This window comes from Oscillospiraceae bacterium, from assembly GCA_015067255.1.
GTDB lineage: Bacteria > Bacillota > Clostridia > Oscillospirales > SIG519 > SIG519.
On the sequence record SVMS01000008.1, the window covers coordinates 1 to 18,625 of the forward strand.

Genomic DNA, 18,625 nt, shown 5'->3' on the forward strand with positions numbered 1-18,625 from the left:
AAGATATCGGCATTAAAATATAATATATGAAAGGGAACAGACAACACAAGATAGGTAGCTCTATTTTGTGTTGGTTTCTGTTTTTGGGATAAATATGGAGCAAATGAGGCTTTCGAGATATCTGTCGCAAAACAGTGTGTGTTCACGTCGTGCGGCAGAGGAATTGATAAAACAGGGCAGACTTAAAATTAACGGCGTTACAGCACAGCTTGGCGATAAAGTTGACCCAGATAAAGATAAAATACTTTTAGATGGAAAAGCAGTACGTCAGGGACATAAAGCCCGTTCTTATTTTATGCTTAATAAGCCAAGAGGTTATGTAACAACCCTTAAAGACGAAAGCGGTAGGAAATGCGTTGCTGATTTGATAAGCGGAATAAATGCAAGAGTTTTTTATGCAGGAAGACTGGATAAGGACTCTGAAGGATTGCTTATTCTTACAGATGACGGAGAGCTTGCTAATAAATTAGTACATCCCTCAAAGCATATTTCAAAGGTTTACAGAGTAACCGTTAAAACTCCTCACGTTTCTTTAGATGTATTGAAACAGCTTCGTACAGGTGTTGTGCTTGATGACGGATATAAAACACTTCCTGCTGAGGTTAAGGTTTCTTTAGAGGACGAAAATAAAACAGTATTACTTATAACTATTTATGAGGGTAAAAATCGTCAGATTAGAAGGATGTGCGAGGCAGTTGGTCTTGAGGTTATGTTATTGAAAAGAATTGCATACGGTAAGCTGCGTTTAGGCGGATTGAGGACAGGACAGTACAGAATACTTACCGATGAAGAAATAGCATATCTTAAATCACTTTAATTTTGCACAAAAAAATATATAGAATTTCAGATTACTTTATCAAAGTCTAAGAAAAAATAATATTTAATATAAAAAATGAAATTTTGACTTGAAAAAATTTCAAATATATATTATTATATACACTGTTGGTTTATAATAATATATATTGGGGAGATAAAGATGATAAAATCCTATAAAGCTCTTTCAAAAGCAGAGCTTGAGCAAGAATTTGAAGCATTAAAAAAACAGTATGAAGAATACAAAGCTAAAGGTTTAAAGCTTGATATGTCCAGAGGAAAGCCTGCACCTGATCAGCTTGATCTTACGGAAGGTATGCTTTCTGTTATGGCAACCTCGAAAGATTGTTTTTGCGAAAATGGTGTGGATTGCAGAAATTACGGAGGTCTTGACGGAATTCCCGAGGCTAAGGCTATGTTTGCCGATATTTTAGGTGTTGAAGAGAAAAACGTTATTGTAGGTGGAAATTCTTCACTTAACATGATGTTTGATACTGTTTCAAGAGCTATGATAAGCGGTATTTTATACAGCGAAAAGCCTTGGTGTAAATATGACAAGGTTAAGTTTTTATGTCCTGTTCCCGGATATGACCGTCATTTTGCAATATGCGAGCATTTCGGTATTGAAATGATAAATATTCCTATGACTAAAACAGGTCCTGATATGGATTTAGTTGAAAAATATGTTTCTGAAGATGAAACTGTCAAGGGTATTTGGTGTGTTCCTATGTACAGCAATCCTCAGGGAATAACCTATTCAGACGAAACTGTTAAGCGTTTTGCTGCTTTAAAGCCCAAAGCTAAGGATTTCAGAATTTTCTGGGACAATGCTTATTGTATTCATCATCTTAACGATACTCCCGATACATTACTTAATATTTTTGAAGAATGTAAAAAATGCGGCAGCGAGGATATGGTATATGAATTTGCATCAACTTCAAAAATCAGCTTTCCCGGAAGCGGTGTTGCTGTTATTGCCGCAAGCGATAAGAATATTGAAAATATAAAGAAAACTCTTGCATTCCAAACAATAGGTCCCGATAAATTAAACCAACTCAGACATGTTAAATTCTTTAAAAATGCAGATGGCTTAAGAAATCAAGCGTTGCGTCATAAGGAAATAATAGCACCTAAGTTTGATATTGTGCTTAAAATTCTTGATAAAGAGCTTACAGGACTTGATATTGCAAGCTGGAATTCTGCAAACGGCGGATATTTCCTTGCTTTAGATACATTAAACGGATGTGCAAAGAGAACCTTACAGCTTCTTAGTGAAGCAGGTGTTGTTATGACTCCTGCAGGCTCTACTTATCCTTATAAAAACGACCCCAATGATACAAATATCAGAATAGCTCCTACTTATCCTTCGGTTTCCGAGCTTGAAATAGGAGTAATTATGTTTTGTCTTTGTATTAAATTGGCAGCCTTAGAAAAGCTTTTAAAATAATTATGAAGGAGTATTTTCCAATGTACGATACATATGAAAGTCCGTTGAATTCAAGATATGCCAGCAAAGAGATGCAACATATTTTTTCTCCTGATATGAAATTTAAAACCTGGAGACGTCTTTGGATTGCACTTGCAAAAGCTGAAAATCAACTTGGACTTCCCGTGACAGAGCAACAAATCAAAGAACTTGAAGAAAATGCAGATAATATCAATTACGATGTTGCTATAGCACGTGAGAAGCTTGTTCGTCACGACGTTATGTCTCACGTTTTTGCATACGGAGAACAGTGTCCTAATGCAAAAGGTATAATACATTTGGGAGCAACCTCCTGTTACGTTGGCGACAATACTGATATTATAATTATGCGTGAAGGCTTACGCCTTATAAGAAAAAAACTCATCAATGTTATAGATTTACTTTCTAAATTTGCAGCAGAGTATAAAAATATGCCTGCTCTTGCATATACGCATTTACAACCGGCTCAGCTTACAACAGTAGGAAAAAGAGCTACTCTTTGGATAAATGAGCTTGTAATGGACTTAGAAGAGCTTGATTTCAGAATTTCTACCTTAAAATTATTGGGTTCTAAAGGAACAACAGGAACTCAGGCAAGCTTTATGGAGCTTTTTGATAACGATGCTGATAAAGTTAAAAAATTAGAAGAGATTATTGCCAAGGAAATGGATTTTGACGGAGTTGTTCCTGTTTCCGGACAGACTTACTCAAGAAAAATAGATGCCAATGTTTTAGCAACATTGGCAGCTATTGCTCAAAGCGCATATAAATTTTCTAACGATATGCGTATTCTTCAAAGCTTTAAGGAAATGGAAGAACCCTTTGAGAAAAATCAGATTGGCTCTTCTGCTATGCCCTATAAGAGAAACCCTATGAGAAGCGAAAGAATAAGCGCTCTTGCAAGATTTGTTATAGCAGATATGGTAAATCCTGCAATAACCTCGTCAACTCAATGGTTTGAAAGAACTCTTGATGATTCTGCAAACAGACGTTTATCGGTAGCTGAAGCATTTTTAGCAACAGATGCTATTCTTAATATTTATATAAATATAGCAAGCGGAATTGTGGTATATCCCAAAGTTATACATCAGCGTATTATGAATGAGCTTCCCTTTATGGCAAGTGAAAATATTATGATGTCAGCCGTTAAAAAAGGCGGAGACAGACAGGAATTGCACGAAAGAATTCGTAAGCATTCCATAGCGGCAGGAAAAGTTGTAAAAGAAGAGGGCGGCAAAAACGATCTCATTGAAAGAATTTGCGCTGACAGTAGCTTTGATTTATCAAGAGAAGAAATTGAAAATGTTCTTTCTCCCGAAAACTTTACAGGCAGAAGCGCTCAACAGGTAGAGGAGTTTTTAAGAGATATTGTTTTGCCTATATTAAATGAAAATAAAGATATTCTCGGTGAAAAAGCAGAGCTTAGCGTATAAAATGGTATAAAACGCTTGAAATTTTATTATAATATGATATAATACTATTATAATATTTATATTTTTTCTTTTTCGCAAAATAATAATTGTGAAAAAAGAAAGGAAATGGTGATTTTATGGATAATAAAATTATTGAAAATACAGAGGTTAATATTATAATTTCAGAAGATGTTGTCATTGGCCTTGCTATGAATGCCGCAAAGGAAATTGATGGTGTTGCAGGCTTTAACAATAAGATTTCAGCAAGTGATATAAAAGAAATTTTCTCTAAAAAATCTATAGGTAAAGGTGTAAAAGCCGACATTCAGGATAACGATGTAGAAATAACCGTATTTTTAAATGTTAAAAACGGTGTTGTTATCCCTAAGGTTGCTGAAAATGTACAGGCAGCTATAAAGAATGAAGTTGAAAATGCAACAGGTTTAAATGTTACAAAAGTAAATATAAACGTTGTTGCTGTTGTATTCCCTAAGGAAAAGGAAGCACAAGATCAGTAATTTTGTGTTAAATATGTTTTTCAAAGCCCTGCTTACGCTTTTGCGGAAATAGGGCTTTTTCTATAATATTATATTATTATAATTATAAGGAGGTTTTGGCGGTGAGTATTGATAAAATAAAAATTGTCCATTGTGCAGACATTCATCTTGATTCTCCATTGCGCTCAAATATAATAAACCGTCAAACCTTAAGAGATAATTTTGAAGCTATTTGTAAGTATGCAAATGAGCAGGAAGCCGATTTGCTGCTTGTGTGCGGAGATATTATTGAAAACGACTTTGTATCAAATGAAACGGCAGTATTTCTTGAAGAGATTATAAAAAAATACAGTAATATTCATTTCGTTTTTTGTAGCGGCAATCACGATTATTATCAAAAAGGTTCTATATACGACAGACTGAATTTTAAAAACGTTACTTTGTTTTTAAAAGAAGAAATGGAGAGCGTGGAAATTTCTGCACTTGATACTGTAATTTACGGTTTTGGTGCAACTACTCCTCATAGTGCAAATAGGTTTTTAAAGAATTTTAAGGTTGAAGATAATAATAAAATAAATATAATGTTATTTCACGGTGATATCATAGACGAAGGTGGAAATAGCGAATATTATCCTGTAACAAAAAAAGATATTGAAAACAGCGGTTGTGATTATATCGCTTTAGGGCATATACATAAATTTTCAGATATAAACAGAGCGGGGCAGACCTATTATGCCTACAGCGGTACGCCGCAAGGAAAAGGTTTTGACGAAACAGGGGATAAAGGTGTTATATCAGGCACCATTTCCAAAACATCAAAACGGCTTGATTTTGTACCTATAAGCAAAATTCGTTTTAATATTGTAGAATGTGATATAACTGACTGTGAAAATAACTTTTCAGTAAAAGAAAAAATATTACAAAATGCATCAAATTTTAAAAATGACGCTGTAAGACTAATTCTCACAGGCGAGCTTTCTGAAAGTAATACTGTAAATATAAAAAATTTAGAGCAAAGCCTTAAAGAAGAATTCTTTTATTTAGAAATACAGGATAATACAAAAATTAAAATTGATATAGAATTATTAAAAGAGCAAAAAACACTTACCGGCTTTTTAATAAAAGAACTGATGTCTATGGAGTTATCTCAGCAACAGCTTGAAAGCGCTGTGAAAACAGGTATAAGCGTATTGAGTCAAGACGGAGGTGTAGAAATTGAAGATTAAATTCTTAAATCTTACCTCATTCGGAAAATTCTCAAACAAAAAAATAGAGCTTTCAGACGGTCTAAATATTGTATATGGAAAAAATGAAGCGGGAAAAACTACCTTTTTTTCTTTTATAAGATTTATGCTCTACGGTCTTTCCAAAACCAAAGGAAATCTCTCAATACCTGAATATAAGCAGTATATTCCTTGGGATAAGGAAACAGTTGAAGGAAGTATGGATTTTGAAACAGACGGCAGAATTTTAAGAATTTCAAAATCTCAGAAAAAAACCTCAGTACAAGCAACCTTGACCAATGCAGCTACAGCAGACCCAATAAATGATATTAACGCAAAAGAGATAGGAAAAGATGTTTTTGGTGTAAACGTTGACACCTTTACATCTACTGCGTTTATAAGACAAAATGATTTAGAAATCGGCAGTAATGCAGAGCTTGAGGGAAAGCTTAACAATCTTGCTTTCGGCGGAGATGAGAAAACCTCTTATAACGATGCTAAAAGCAAAATAGATAAAGCTCTTACTAAGCTTACAAGACCTTCAGGTCTTATAGCTAATAAAAGAAATGAAATTATAAAACTGAATGACGAGCTTATAGCTTCTAAAGAATTGATTTCGAGTCAAAACGAGCTTAATGACAATGTAAATAATATTCAAAAAGAATGTTATGAAATTGAAAATAAAATAAAAGAGCTTGAAAAAATATATAACGCATTACAAGCAAATGATGCTCTTAAAAAGCTTGAAAATATTCAAAGTGTAGAAAACGAATTAAAGGAATATACTGACAGGCTTAACGCAGTAGAAAAAAGCTTAAATAATATTGATGAAAATCAGCTTGAAAATATTAAGGCTTTAGTATCTCAGTTAAGCATATATGAACAAAGAATTGAGTTTTGCAAATTACAGTTATCTCAAAATAAGCATCAGTTAGAAATCAAAGAAAAACAAACAGAAAGTTATTCAATTATAGACGGCAAGGAAAATCAAATAAACAGCAGTATAAAATCAGCTGAGAAAACAAAAAATATACCGCTGATAGTTATAACGCTTTTAGCGTTTCTTGTAGGCGTAGGTACTTTTATTGCAGGAATTATTATAAATTTAATAGCGTGTATTGTTGTCGGTGTTTTATTAACTGTAAGTACATTTATACTTTTGGCTTTTTTAATAATAGGTGATACAAAGGCATCTAAGCTTAATAAAATAGCTAAAAGCTATGGCTGTATAGATTATAATCAGCTTATTTTAAAAATTTCTCAGTTAGAAAGCTTGAAAAAAGAAATTGATTTTTATAAATCCGAGGCAGAAAGATATTTAACTCAAAAGAATAATGAGGAACAAAGCCGTGAAAAGCTTTTACAGCAGATAAAAGACAGCGGTCTTTTTGAAAATCAAGAAATCAATGAGATAAATTTAAAAGCCTTCTGCACTCAAACCGAAGAGCTTTTAACAAGAAGAAAAATATGTCAGCAAAATGTTTTAAACGTTCAAAATAATTTGAATATGCTCACAGATGGGATAGATATTGGTGAGCTTAAGAATTTAAGCTTACAAAAGGAAAGCTTAAACGGAGAGTTTTCTGCTCAGAAGGTGTTTGAAGAGCTTAAAGAAAAAAGAGAATTGCTTCAAGCTAAAATTCAAATTATGGCAGAATTAAAAAATCAATGTCAAAGCATTTTTATAGGACATAGAATGCCCGACGAAATTTCCGGCGATATTTATGTACAAAGTGAAAAGCTGAAAAAGCTTGAAAATCAAAGAGAAATTTTAAGTGCAGTGGGCATAGCATTAGACAAAGCGTATCAAAAAATATCTCTTGTTTTTGCACCTCAGATGTGTCAAAAGGCTTCTGAATATTTCAACAAAATTTCAAATGGTAACAGAGAACTTTTGATAAACAGCAAAAATGAAATAATAATAAGAGAGAACGATTTTGAACGAGAGTTTGATTTCTTTAGCACAGGTACAAAGGATGCTGCTTATATAAGTGCAAGAATAGCTGTATGTCAGCTTATTTACGGGCAAAACAAGCCTCCCATAATAATTGATGATGCTTTTGCCCATTTTGACAATGAGCGTATGAAACAAGCAGTATTGCTTTTAAAAGAGATTTGTTCAGAGGAACAGATAATTTTATTCACTTGCCGACAAGAACAGGTGAAATGTTGTGAAGAATTTGCGAATATTATTAATTTATAAATTAATAAAAGGGCGGTTGTAAATTGGAAATTTTAAATAAAAATCAATATGATGAATATGAACAGTTTTTGCTAAGAACAGAAAATGCTATGTTTCTGCAAAGTCCTTCCTGGGGAAAGGTAAAGGACAAATTTATTACGGAAATAATAGTAATAAGAGATGAAGGCGGAGAAATTATAGCAGGAATGCTACTGCTGATAAGACCTATAATTATGGGTTATTCCATAATGTATTCTCCCAGAGGTCCTGTATGCGATCCTCATAACAAAGAGCTTTTAAAACAGCTTATTTATGGTGCAAAAGAGCTTGCTAAAAAATATAAAAGCTATGTTTTGAAAATGGACCCTAACGTCAGAAAAGATGACCAAGAATATGTACAAATAATGCGTTCCTTAGGCGGTAAATTCAATTTTGACGGCAGTGATTTTTCAACAAGCTTACAGCCTTCTGTTGTTTATTTGCTTGATATTAACGGAAGAACTCCCGAAGAAATGTTCGCACATTTTCCGTATAAAACACGTTATGCAATAAGAAGCGCCGAAAAATTCGGTGTTGAAGTACGTGAGTGCGGTAAAGAAAGCCTTAAAGAATTTTACGACATACTTAAAGAAACCTGCGTGCGTGACCATTTTAACGTGCGTCCTCTTTCATATTTTGAAAGTATGTATGATAATTTAGGAGAACACCTAAAGCTTTATTTATGCTATTATGAAGGCACAGCAATTTCCGGTGCTATAAACATCACATTTGGAAACAGAAGCTTACATCTTTACGGAGCAAGCTCCAATCAGCACAGAGATAAAATGCCTAATTATGCAATGCAATGGAAAATGATTTCAACAGCTGCTCAAAACAATATAAAGCTTTATGATTTTGGCGGTATTGCCGCAGTTGAAGACGAAAACAGCCCCCTGCACGGTCTTTATGTGTTTAAGCGTAAATTCAGAGGTGAGGTTGTAGAATATGTAGGTGAAATTGAGCTTGTTCTTAAGCCTTTTGTAAATAAGTTACTCGGTTTTGCTTACAAAGCAAGACGTAAGCTTATTAAATTAAAGAACGGAAAGAAAAAATGAGTTACGAAATTTTAAAGGAAAACGAATACGATAAGCTTGAAAAATTTCTTGAATATAATGAAAATGCTCAAATTTATCAAGCGCCGATTTGGATAAAAATGAGAGCTGAGCAACCTCATCATTTCATTGTTTCAAAAGATGAAAACGGAGAAATAGTAGGTTCTATGTCAGTTTTTGTTGTAAGTAAATACGGCAAAAACATGCTTTTTTGTCCAAGAGGTCCTGTGTTTGACCATAATAATTTAAAATCCTTTAATGAACTTTTAGACGGCGCCTTTGAGCTTGCTGATAAGTACAAGGCCTACGGGCTGAGAATTGACCCTACAGTGCTTCGTTCAAATAAAGCCTTTGAAAACGAAGTAAAAAAAAGAGGGGGAGACATTCTCTTTGTTGATGACAGAGAAATCGATACATCTCCATCTCACGTTGTATATACGCTTGATTTAAAAAACAGAAGCGAGCAAGAAATCTTTGATAGCTTTGAAAGCAGATATCGTTATAAAATAAGAAGAAGCGAAAAAAGAGGGATAGAGCTTAAAGTAGGAAAAAAAGAAGACCTTCCTGAATTTCATCAGCTTCTTGTAAAAACTACACAGCGAAAGAATTTCAACGGACGTCCTTTAGCATATTTTCAAAAGCTGTTTGATACGTTAGATGAAAAAAATGTACATCTTTTAATGGCTTATTTCGAAGGTGAGCTTGTAGGTGCGGCGCTTTTGCTTTGCTATGCTACAACGGCAATTTATCTGTACGGCGCAAGTAGTGAAAAGCACAGGGAAGTAATGCCCAATCATTTAATTCAGTGGAATATGATAAAATGGGCAAAGGAACAGGGCTTTGACACTTATTCCTTTGGCGGTATTCCGGGGTATAACGATGAGAAAAATTCCGCTTACGGAATTTACCGTTTTAAAAAAGGCTTTAACGGAGAAGTAATAGAATATATAGGAGAAATCAATTTTAAATTAAATAAATTTGATTATAACTTAAGAGAGAAGCTTGTTCCGTTTTTAAGAAGCATTAAAGCAAAATTAAGATAAAAAAATTCGGCAGTTTAATTACTGCCGAATTTTTTTGTGAGAACAAAAAAGTTATCTGCAAAGTTCTTTGAGAATGTCAGCTTTGTCTGTTTTTTCCCAAGCTACATCTAAATCTTCACGCCCCATATGACCATAAGCGGAAAGCTGCTTATAAATAGGCTTTCTTAAATCGAGAGTTTTTATTATAGCTGAAGGTCTTAAATCGAATACTTTTTCTACAGCCGCTTGAATTTTTTCAACAGGTACAGTGTTTGTATTAAAAGTATCAATCATAACAGAAACAGGAGTTGCAACGCCGATAGCATAGGCGATTTCGATTTCGCATTTTTCAGCTAAGCCTGCAGCTACAATGTTTTTTGCGACATATCTTGCCGCATAAGCAGCGCTTCTGTCAACTTTTGTAGGGTCTTTTCCTGAAAAACAACCGCCGCCGTGCTTAGCATAGCCGCCGTAGGTATCAACAATGATTTTTCTTCCTGTAAGGCCTGTATCTCCGTGAGGACCGCCGATAACAAAACGACCTGTAGAATTTACAAATATTTTTGTATTGTCATCTAAAAGATTCTCAGGAATTGTTGTTTTGATAACATATTTAGTTATATCGGCTCTTATTTTTTCTAAAGATACCTCAGGACTGTGCTGAGAAGAAACAACAACAGTATCGACACGTACAGGCTTGCCGTCATCATATTCAACGGTAACCTGAGTTTTTCCGTCAGGACGTAAATAGGGGAGAGTACCGTCTTGTCTTACCTTAGTAAGAGTAATAGCAAGCTTATGAGCAAGAGAAATAGGAAGCGGCATAAGCTCTTTAGTTTCGTTACAAGCATATCCAAACATCATACCCTGGTCGCCTGCACCGATTGTACTAAGCTCGTCAGCATCACCGTTCTTTTGCTCCATAGCTTTGTCAACACCCATAGCAATATCAGAGGATTGTTCGTGAATTGAAGAAAGAACAGCACAGGTGTTTCCGTCAAAGCCCATATCAGAGTTTGAATATCCTATTTCAAGTACAGTTTCACGTACGATTTTAGGAATATCTACATAGCAGTTTGTAGATATTTCACCCATTACGTTTACAATACCAGTTGTGCAAAAGGTTTCACAAGCAACTCTTGCGTTAGGGTCTTGAGAAATAATTGCATCAAGAACTGCATCGGAAATACGGTCACATACCTTGTCGGGATGTCCCATAGTAACAGATTCTGAAGTGAATAAATATTTTGACATTACTATACCACCATATAATTATAAATTGTTATTTAATTATATAGTTTTTTGAATGTAATGTCAATCTCATTTTTCCAGTACACGCATAAAGTTTTCGGTGCTTTTGCTGCCGTCTCTGTTGTATCTGCCCAATTCGTAAAGACATTCTTTGTCTTTGGTGATATAATTTATTTTTTCATAGCAGGAAAGTGTCGCTGTAAAACCAAGTTCTTTTATTATCTCTTTACTTTCATTACAAATACTACCGAAAGGATATGTAAAAACAGTTGGTTGTATACCTACATTTTTTTTAATCAGATTTTGAGCAGTGCTAATATCTTCTCTTAATATTTTTTGATATTCTTTAAGCTTTTCTCCTTTTTTTATAGAACAGCCCTGCCTTTCTCCTATATTATGCATATTGTAGGTATGATTAGCTATTTCAACAAGCTCGCTTTCAACGAGCTCTTTTAAATTTTCCCATGTAAGATTTGCATAGTTTATGTTGGCATCGGGATAAAGACTGTATCTTTCGGAAAAAGAGCCTACAACTGAAATAGTAGCTTTAAAATTATATTTTTTGAAAAGCTCAAAAGCGTATGTGAAATTATTTAAATATCCGTCATCAAACGTTATTATAACAGGCTTTTCGGGAAGCTCTGTTCCTTTGTTTACATAGTCAATAACTTGTGAAATAAATACGCTTTCATATCCGTGTTCTTTTAAATATATAAAGTCATTTTCTAAAGCTTTGGGAGAAATAACATATTTGCCAATGTGATTTTTATTTTCCGATATACCGTGATACATAATTATAGGAAGACGGATTTTTTCAACGCTTTCAACGGAATTAAAAGTATATAAGCTTACAGTTGTTGCTGTAAATACAGTTAAAAGCATTAGTGATATAGCTATACTCAAAATTCTTTTTCTTCTTAATAGAAAAACACGCATATTCAACCTCTCACAATGAATATTAATAACAGGTTGTGTAAAAATAATTTTAACATTTTTTAAAGGAGAAACTGAAAATTTGAAAAGAATTATAATGTCTTTTATGTTAGGCGGAACAATATACGCACTTATAGAAGTGATATATAAAAAAAGTACTCATATATCAATGTTTATTGCAGGAGGGGCTGCTTTATGTATTATTAATTCACTATGCTGTAAATATTTTCATAAAAAAAGCTTGCTTTTTAAATGTCTTATTGGCTCTTGTGTAATTACTGCTATTGAATTTATAACAGGAATAATTGTAAATAAAATTATGCATCTTAATGTGTGGGATTATTCCCATCTTCCTTTTAATGTAAGCGGACAGATTTGCCTTTTATTCAGCTTTTTATGGTTTTTAATTACTATTCCTGCTATAGAGGTGTGTAAAATAATTAATAAAAGATGCCCCGATTTTAATTTTAAAAAGTTAATCAATCAGCAAAAGAATTTTTTTAATAAAGCTTTCAAATAAAAACCAAATCCTGCTTTATTAACATCGTGCTTTGCAACTATACTTTGTCTGTAAATTTCATTTCCGTCAAGAGTAAAAATAACCTCACCTATTTGTTGTCCCTTTGTTATAGGGGCGTTTACATATTCGGGAAGCTCAATTCTCTTTTCTACGTCGTTTTCTCTTCCTTTTTCTACAATAGTGCTCATACCTTCAAGACTTTCTAATTCTACATAAGGTAGTAAGCCCTTTAAGACGTTTACAGGGTTTAAATTGTTTTCTTGAGATAAAGAAACAGTTGACCATTTTGCAAAACCGTAATCCAATAATTTGGTAGCATCTGCAAAACGCTCTTTAGAAGTCGGGGCTCCTAAAACAACCGCTATAAGCTCCATATTGTTTCTGTTTGCAGAAGCAGAAAGACAAAAAAGTGCCTCGTCTGTTGAGCCTGTTTTTAAGCCTGTGGCACCGCTGTAATAACGAATCAGTTTATTTGTATTGGATAATCCGAATTGTCCATCACGCAAAGTATCCATCCAAATAGTAGTATACTTTTTTATTAAAGGATATTTCAAAAGCTCAGCAGACATAAGAGCAATATCATATGCAGTAGTGTAGTGGTTTTCTGCCGGTAGACCTGTACAGTTTACAAAGTTGGTATTGTTCATATTAAGCTCTTTGGCCTTTTTATTCATCATTTCCACAAAGCCTTCTATTGTACCGGAAAGATGTTCTCCCATCATAACACAGGCGTCATTTGCAGAAACAACGCTTATTGCCTTGAGCAATTCATGCACACTCATCTCTTCACCGGGCTCGAGGAAAATTTGAGAGCCGCCCATAGACGCAGCATTCTCACTGCAAACAACTTTATCCTCTAAAGTGATTTTGCCTCTGTCAATAGCCTCCATAATGAGAAGCATAGTCATAACCTTTGTTACGCTGGCAGGGGGAAGCTTTTCATCTTTTTGATTTTCATAGAGTATATTTTTAGTTGATTGTTCTATAAGAACTGCCGATTTTCCTGTAAGAGTAAGCTCTCCTTGAGCAAAAATAGCGGATTGTAAAACAAAAAACAATATAGCTGCAGAAATTATTTTTTTAAACATTATCTGTCACCTCAGAAAATTATATGCTGATACTCCTGATAAAATAACACATAAAAAAACAGCTGAAAAAATCAGCTGTTTTTAAATATTGTATCAAATAATGAATTGGCAAATAATTTGTGCATTTCTTTAGTGGGATGATTTATTCTGTTTGCAAGAAGCATCGTAGTATCCTGAGTTTTGCTTATTTCTTTCCATTTTGAATAACAATCGCAAACAGTAATACCTTTTTCAAAAGCTAATTTGCAGGCAGCATCCATAAAAGTATCCATTTTACCGCTGTTTTGAAATTGAGCTGTTACAGCAGCGTAATCAAGATGACATTCTTCTGTATCGTCAGCTACATATGTATTTAACATATTAGGAGTCATAAATATTGCATCAATATCACACTCTTTACATCTATCGAATATAATACCTAATGAATCGAGATATTCTTCAAGAGTGCCGTTTACATCGTTTAACCCAAAACAGATAATTATAAGGTCAGGTTTATGGGAAAATACTTGAGATTCCATTCTTTCTAATGAAGCCTTAGCAGTTATTCCGCCTATTCCTGCGTCAATAACATTAACAGGTATATAATTTCGTACCTCGTTTATTTTTTGACGCAAACGATTCCAATAAACAGTTTCATAATTTATTTCATCGGCAACTAAAAATCCGTGAGTAACGCTGTCGCCAAAACAAACAATAGTAATAGGTCCGTTTTTTACAAGACCTTCGTAATCCATATTAAGCTTATCTATAATTTTCATAAATGCACCTACTTTATTTATTTAAAATATTATATATTAATTATCTAAATATGTCAATTTTTGTATTTACTTAGATTTAAGAATATGTTATAATTTATTCAAATTTTTTGCAGGAGAAAAAAATGTCTATTAAAAGCAACAATTTCAAAAGAACTAAATATACTTGTTATTTTACTTATTTAGCAATGTCAACTGTTTTTTCTTTACCGCCATTGCTTTTTGTAACCTTTAGAGAGACGTATGGTGTTTCCTATACTTTGCTTGGTACGTTAGTGTTGGTTAATTTTTGTACACAATTAGCCGTAGATTTAGTTTTTAGCTTTTTTTCGAAATATTTTAATATACATAAGGTTATTAAAATAATGCCTTTATTTACTGCTATAGGCTTGTTGATTTATGCTTTAATTCCTACGTTGTTTCCGCAATATGCTTATATAGGATTGCTTATCGGTACGGTGGTTTTTTCTGTAACCTCAGGTCTTTGTGAGGTGTTTTTAAGCCCGATAGTTGCCGCCTTGCCTTCAGATAATCCCGAAAGGGATATGAGTATGCTTCATTCGCTTTATGCTTATGGAGTGGTGGCGGTTATTGTTATTAGCACTGTGTTTTTTATGATATTCGGTACAGCTAAATGGATGTATTTGACTATTTTCTGGGCACTGCTTCCCATAATTTCTTTTATCCTTTTTTCAATATCTCCTTTGCCGGAGCTTAATATTTCTAATAATTCAAATTCTAATTCTGTTAAAAGCAAAAATATCGGACTTACTCTGTGTGTTCTTTGTATTTTCTTTGGCGGTGCCGCAGAAAATATAATGACAAATTGGGTTTCGGGTTATATGGAAAATGCTCTTGAAATACCTAAAACTGTAGGAGACGTTTTAGGTATGGCTGTATTTGCAATTCTTTTAGGCATTGGCAGAACAACGTACGCTAAATACGGCAAAAATATTTCTACAGTATTGCTTTGCAGTATGATTGGCGCAACTCTTTGCTATATAATTGCAGGCGTTTCTGCAAATAATATACTCTGTATATTGGCTTGTGTATTTACAGGCTTATTTACCTCTATGCTGTGGCCGGGAACTTTGATTTTACTTGAAGAAAAATTTGTTAATCCCGGAATAGTTGCATACGCTTTGATGGCGGCAGGCGGAGATTTTGGTAGTTCTATTGCACCTCAAGCAATAGGAATTGTAATAGATACGGTTTCAGAAAGTGATTTTGCTATAAAAGTAGGAGAAGCCCTTTCTCTTACTTGCGAACAAGTCGGAATGAAGACCGGTATGCTCGTTGCTTCATTGTTTCCATTGTTAGGCATTATTGTTCTAATATGTATAAAAAAACATTTTTCTAAAAACACTAAATTTTAAATTTTTCGTTAAAACAAAGTTGATAAAAAATAATTTATAAATTATCGATGTAGAGTTACCATACACTATAACAGGGTGCGGTATAATGAAATAAAGTGAGATGGCGTGGATGTTTGATAAGTTTTTTAAGAAGCATAAATTCAAAGATTCTAAAAAACAGGCAGTTTTTACCTGTTGTCATATTATTGAGGAAAACAAACCGATTTTATATGTTAATCACGATGATGAAGAAGACTGGCAATTTCTTTGCGGAGAGAATCACATAACCAAAGATGCCCGTATAATTGCTCTACAAGAGATTGTTAATATTGATCCAAGTGTTAACAAAGTATCAAGTATCAAATGCGGGCAGACTGCAGTTAGAGAAAGCAAAGAAAGTGAATGGAAGTTGTTATAAAACAATTCAATGATAGTATAAAAGGCTTGACCGATTCGGTCAAGCCTTTTTGATTAGAATAAGGTTGTAATCCAATAAATAACCCCATACACTACACTCGCGCTCACACCATACACAATCACCGGTCCGGCTATTGTAAACATTTTTGCGCCGACACCGAAAATAAAGCCTTCTGCTGCTGTCAATATAGGACACAGTGATTTTGCAAAAATATTTACATTAAATCAGCGGTGTGGTATAATGAAATAAAGGAGAGATTTATATGAAACCGTTTTTAGGAATTGACCTGACAACAAACAAGAAAAACGAACAAATGAATTGTGAAGAATTTGTAGTATCGAAACCAACTTTATCTCTAACACAATCTCTTGAATCTTCTTCAGAAAATGTTGAGGAAACAATCGAAAAAAGCAAACTGCCGCTTCCTATACGAATTGGACATTGGATATGTGGAGCAGTGGGAGCTCTTGTTGCCATCGGTATACTAAAAGCTTTAGGCGGAGAAGACGGCGTTACGCTCGCTGAAGCATATCAAAATGCTTCGTGGCTATTTTGGCTTGGAGGTGCTTGTTTGGTGGCTTGGGCACTTCTTAAACTGATAAGTGTGCGCAAAGAAAAGAACGTTTTGGAAACGGAAGAAAGTTCTCAGGTATTCAATCATTTAGATAAAACCTGCGATGCCATTCTTGCTGATTTGAAAGTTCCTCAAGATTCAAAAGAGATTGATATTTTGTCATTCTTTTATAAAGTAAAAGGCGACAACATTAAGGTTTGTGAGAAAGGTTTGCAAATCGCACCTTATATCAATCCGATTTTTCACATTTTTAAAGATTCCGAAAATCTATATTTAGCCAATTTAGAAGGGAAATATGCTATTCCGTTATCCGCAATAAAAGCAATCAAATCTATTAAGAAAACCATTCGTATTATGGAATGGAATAAAGACGAAGAATTTAACAAAGGAATATACAAGCAATATAAGTTAAGTGAAGATAACTATGGTTGTATTATTTGCAAAAGCTACCATATACTAGAATTTGTATACAATAACGACTTGTGGGGAATTTATATCCCCTGCTACGAACTTCCTGTAATTGAAGACATCACAGGTTTAAAAGCAGACACTTTTTGATACATAAAAAGGCTTGACCGATTGGTCAAGCCTTCCTATTTTCTTTATTCTTTTAAATAATAAAGAATATTGAATAAAGAATAAATAATAATCTAGAACAAGGTTGTGATCCAATAAATCAACCCATACACCACACTCGCGCTCACACCATACACAATCACCGGTCCGGCTATTGTAAACATTTTTGCGCCGACACCGAAAATAAATCCTTCAGCTTTAAATTCTATTGCTGCACTTGATACGGCATTGGCAAAGCCTGTTATAGGTACTAATGTTCCTGCGCCTGCGTATTTTGCTAATCTGTCATAAACACCTATACCTGTAAATAAAATGCCTAAAAAAATCATAGTCGAAGGCGTTATGTTTGAAACAAGCTCTTTTTCAAGCCCCATACTTTTACATAGGTCTGTTATGGCTTGACCTATACAACATATAAGCCCACCGACTACAGCGGCTATAATAATATTTTTAAGCATAGGAGAATTTTTTGTCTTTTTTTCATAAAGGGTTTTATATTGTTGATCTGATATGTTCATTTTAATACCTTCTTTTTCACAGTATATAAATATTCTATCCCTTTTTTATAAAAAAATAAGGATCTAAAAATATTTTTAAAAAATATAAATCAATTTAACAATTTCTTTAAAAAATTACCTTATTATGACTTGAAATTTTTGTATATATAATATATAATATTATAAATAGTTTATCAGTCGAAATTATTTATGATAAAGGGGTTAAGTTTGAAATGGCAAAATATAAACGTGTCCTTTTAAAAATAAGCGGAGAAGCTTTAGCGGGAGACAAAAAGGTTGGTATTGATTTTGACGTTCTTGCAAGCGTTTGTAAGCATATAAAAGCTTGTGTTGATATGGGCGTTCAAGTCGGTATCGTTGTAGGCGGCGGCAACTTCTGGAGAGGAAGAAGCGGCGGTAGTATGGACAGAACAAGAGCAGACCATATGGGTATGCTTGCAACCGTTATGAATTCTCTTGCATTACAGGATGCTCTTGAATCATATAATATTCCTACAAGAGTGCAAACTGCTATTGCTATGAATCAAATAAGCGAATTTTATATCAGAAATAAAGCTGTGTCGCATCTTAATAAAGGCTATGTAGTAATCTTTGCTTGCGGAACGGGAAATCCCTTCTTCTCAACAGATACCGCTGCAGCTTTGCGTGCAGCAGAAATAGAAGCAGATATTATTTTGCTTGCTAAAAAGGTTGACGGTGTTTACACTGCTGACCCTGAAAAAGACAGCTCAGCAGAAAAATTAAACGAATTAAATTATATTGATGTTCTTAACAGGGGATTGGGTGTTATGGATAGTACTGCCACATCTCTTTGTATGGATAATAAAATTCCGATTCTTGTTTTTGCGTTAGGAAATGGTGAAAATATTATTAAAGCAATTTCCGGCGAAAAGATAGGAACAATTGTAAGCTAATTATTTGATTTGAAAGGA

18 protein-coding genes and 1 pseudogene are annotated in these 18,625 nt (G+C 33.8%); 13 read left to right on the forward strand and 6 right to left on the reverse strand.

The features are described from left to right. Positions 1 to 94 precede the first annotated feature (94 nt). From E7480_03030 to E7480_03065, 8 genes are all read left to right on the forward strand, one after another. The gene (locus E7480_03030) at positions 95 to 817 is read left to right on the forward strand and encodes an rRNA pseudouridine synthase (GenBank protein MBE6903561.1); all 723 of its coding nucleotides are present in this window, start codon (positions 95 to 97) and stop codon (positions 815 to 817) included. A 162-nt stretch (positions 818 to 979) separates the two neighbouring features. Continuing rightward, positions 980 to 2,260 carry an aminotransferase class I/II-fold pyridoxal phosphate-dependent enzyme gene (locus E7480_03035; protein MBE6903562.1) on the forward strand — a complete coding sequence of 427 codons (1,281 nt, stop codon included), beginning with the start codon at positions 980 to 982 and terminating at the stop codon, positions 2,258 to 2,260. Between the two features lie 20 nt (positions 2,261 to 2,280). Continuing rightward, positions 2,281 to 3,711, forward strand: coding sequence for an adenylosuccinate lyase (locus E7480_03040; GenBank protein ID MBE6903563.1), 1,431 nt, complete (start codon positions 2,281 to 2,283; stop codon positions 3,709 to 3,711). A 116-nt stretch (positions 3,712 to 3,827) separates the two neighbouring features. Continuing rightward, positions 3,828 to 4,208 (forward strand): Asp23/Gls24 family envelope stress response protein, encoded by a 381-nt coding sequence (locus E7480_03045; protein MBE6903564.1) that lies wholly within the window; start codon positions 3,828 to 3,830, stop codon positions 4,206 to 4,208. 11 nt (positions 4,209 to 4,219) lie between these two features. Next, entirely contained in the window at positions 4,220 to 5,413 is a 1,194-nt protein-coding gene (locus E7480_03050) for a DNA repair exonuclease (GenBank protein ID MBE6903565.1), read from the forward strand. Further along, positions 5,403 to 7,613 (forward strand): hypothetical protein, encoded by a 2,211-nt coding sequence (locus E7480_03055; GenBank protein ID MBE6903566.1) that lies wholly within the window; start codon positions 5,403 to 5,405, stop codon positions 7,611 to 7,613. Before E7480_03050 ends, E7480_03055 begins: the two co-directional genes overlap by 11 nt. A 23-nt stretch (positions 7,614 to 7,636) precedes the next feature. Next, complete coding sequence (locus E7480_03060; GenBank protein MBE6903567.1) at positions 7,637 to 8,686, forward strand: aminoacyltransferase; 1,050 nt, start codon at positions 7,637 to 7,639, stop codon at positions 8,684 to 8,686. Further along, positions 8,683 to 9,726, forward strand: a complete 1,044-nt coding sequence (locus tag E7480_03065) for a peptidoglycan bridge formation glycyltransferase FemA/FemB family protein (protein MBE6903568.1) — start codon at positions 8,683 to 8,685, stop codon at positions 9,724 to 9,726. Before E7480_03060 ends, E7480_03065 begins: the two co-directional genes overlap by 4 nt. Before the next feature lie 51 nt (positions 9,727 to 9,777). Here E7480_03065 and E7480_03070 read toward each other — a convergent pair whose 3' ends face one another. Beyond that, positions 9,778 to 10,959 (reverse strand): methionine adenosyltransferase, encoded by a 1,182-nt coding sequence (locus E7480_03070; GenBank protein ID MBE6903569.1) that lies wholly within the window; start codon positions 10,957 to 10,959, stop codon positions 9,778 to 9,780. 66 nt (positions 10,960 to 11,025) lie between these two features. Further along, entirely contained in the window at positions 11,026 to 11,892 is an 867-nt protein-coding gene (locus E7480_03075) for a polysaccharide deacetylase family protein (GenBank protein MBE6903570.1), read from the reverse strand. Positions 11,893 to 11,971: 79 nt separating this feature from the next. Here E7480_03075 and E7480_03080 point away from each other — a divergent pair, with 79 nt between their 5' ends. After that, positions 11,972 to 12,409 (forward strand): hypothetical protein, encoded by a 438-nt coding sequence (locus E7480_03080; protein MBE6903571.1) that lies wholly within the window; start codon positions 11,972 to 11,974, stop codon positions 12,407 to 12,409. Here E7480_03080 and E7480_03085 read toward each other — a convergent pair. Next, complete coding sequence (locus tag E7480_03085; protein ID MBE6903572.1) at positions 12,373 to 13,497, reverse strand: D-alanyl-D-alanine carboxypeptidase; 1,125 nt, start codon at positions 13,495 to 13,497, stop codon at positions 12,373 to 12,375. The two genes, E7480_03080 and E7480_03085, sit on opposite strands and share 37 nt — an antisense overlap. A 71-nt stretch (positions 13,498 to 13,568) precedes the next feature. Next, a complete protein-coding gene (locus E7480_03090; GenBank protein ID MBE6903573.1) occupies positions 13,569 to 14,255 on the reverse strand; it encodes a GDSL family lipase in 687 nt (228 codons plus the stop codon). A 122-nt stretch (positions 14,256 to 14,377) separates the two neighbouring features. On the opposite strand from E7480_03090, the gene E7480_03095 reads away from it, so the two are divergent. Beyond that, the gene (locus E7480_03095; GenBank protein MBE6903574.1) at positions 14,378 to 15,628 is read left to right on the forward strand and encodes an MFS transporter; all 1,251 of its coding nucleotides are present in this window, start codon (positions 14,378 to 14,380) and stop codon (positions 15,626 to 15,628) included. Positions 15,629 to 15,737: 109 nt separating this feature from the next. After that, on the forward strand, positions 15,738 to 16,025 hold the full coding sequence (locus tag E7480_03100) for a hypothetical protein (GenBank protein MBE6903575.1): 288 nt from the start codon (positions 15,738 to 15,740) through the stop codon (positions 16,023 to 16,025). A 53-nt stretch (positions 16,026 to 16,078) separates the two neighbouring features. Here the strand turns inward: E7480_03100 and E7480_03105 are convergent. Then, a pseudogene (locus E7480_03105) lies at positions 16,079 to 16,198 on the reverse strand (SpoVA/SpoVAEb family sporulation membrane protein). A gap of 89 nt (positions 16,199 to 16,287) precedes the next feature. On the opposite strand from E7480_03105, the gene E7480_03110 reads away from it, so the two are divergent. After that, positions 16,288 to 17,157, forward strand: coding sequence for a hypothetical protein (locus E7480_03110; protein MBE6903576.1), 870 nt, complete (start codon positions 16,288 to 16,290; stop codon positions 17,155 to 17,157). Between the two features lie 92 nt (positions 17,158 to 17,249). On the opposite strand, the gene spoVAC is transcribed toward E7480_03110, so the two are convergent. Beyond that, positions 17,250 to 17,693 carry a stage V sporulation protein AC gene (spoVAC, locus tag E7480_03115; GenBank protein MBE6903577.1) on the reverse strand — a complete coding sequence of 148 codons (444 nt, stop codon included), beginning with the start codon at positions 17,691 to 17,693 and terminating at the stop codon, positions 17,250 to 17,252. Positions 17,694 to 17,905: 212 nt separating this feature from the next. Between spoVAC and E7480_03120 the strand changes: the two genes are divergently transcribed. Then, entirely contained in the window at positions 17,906 to 18,607 is a 702-nt protein-coding gene (locus tag E7480_03120; protein ID MBE6903578.1) for a UMP kinase, read from the forward strand. Positions 18,608 to 18,625 lie beyond the last annotated feature (18 nt).

Bases quoted from the DNA above. Each gene is read 5' to 3' on its own strand.
- E7480_03030 (MBE6903561.1), top strand. From the start codon at position 95: ATGGAGCAAATGAGGCTTTCGAGATATCTGTCGCAAAACAGTGTGTGT.
- E7480_03040 (MBE6903563.1), top strand. From the start codon at position 2,281: ATGTACGATACATATGAAAGTCCGTTGAATTCAAGATATGCCAGCAAA.
- E7480_03045 (MBE6903564.1), top strand. From the start codon at position 3,828: ATGGATAATAAAATTATTGAAAATACAGAGGTTAATATTATAATTTCA.
- E7480_03065 (MBE6903568.1), top strand. From the start codon at position 8,683: ATGAGTTACGAAATTTTAAAGGAAAACGAATACGATAAGCTTGAAAAA.
- E7480_03070 (MBE6903569.1), bottom strand. From the start codon at position 10,959: ATGTCAAAATATTTATTCACTTCAGAATCTGTTACTATGGGACATCCC.
- E7480_03075 (MBE6903570.1), bottom strand. From the start codon at position 11,892: ATGCGTGTTTTTCTATTAAGAAGAAAAAGAATTTTGAGTATAGCTATA.
- E7480_03085 (MBE6903572.1), bottom strand. From the start codon at position 13,497: ATGTTTAAAAAAATAATTTCTGCAGCTATATTGTTTTTTGTTTTACAA.
- E7480_03090 (MBE6903573.1), bottom strand. From the start codon at position 14,255: ATGAAAATTATAGATAAGCTTAATATGGATTACGAAGGTCTTGTAAAA.
- E7480_03095 (MBE6903574.1), top strand. From the start codon at position 14,378: ATGTCTATTAAAAGCAACAATTTCAAAAGAACTAAATATACTTGTTAT.
- E7480_03100 (MBE6903575.1), top strand. From the start codon at position 15,738: ATGTTTGATAAGTTTTTTAAGAAGCATAAATTCAAAGATTCTAAAAAA.
- E7480_03110 (MBE6903576.1), top strand. From the start codon at position 16,288: ATGAAACCGTTTTTAGGAATTGACCTGACAACAAACAAGAAAAACGAA.
- spoVAC (MBE6903577.1), bottom strand. From the start codon at position 17,693: ATGAACATATCAGATCAACAATATAAAACCCTTTATGAAAAAAAGACA.
- E7480_03120 (MBE6903578.1), top strand. From the start codon at position 17,906: ATGGCAAAATATAAACGTGTCCTTTTAAAAATAAGCGGAGAAGCTTTA.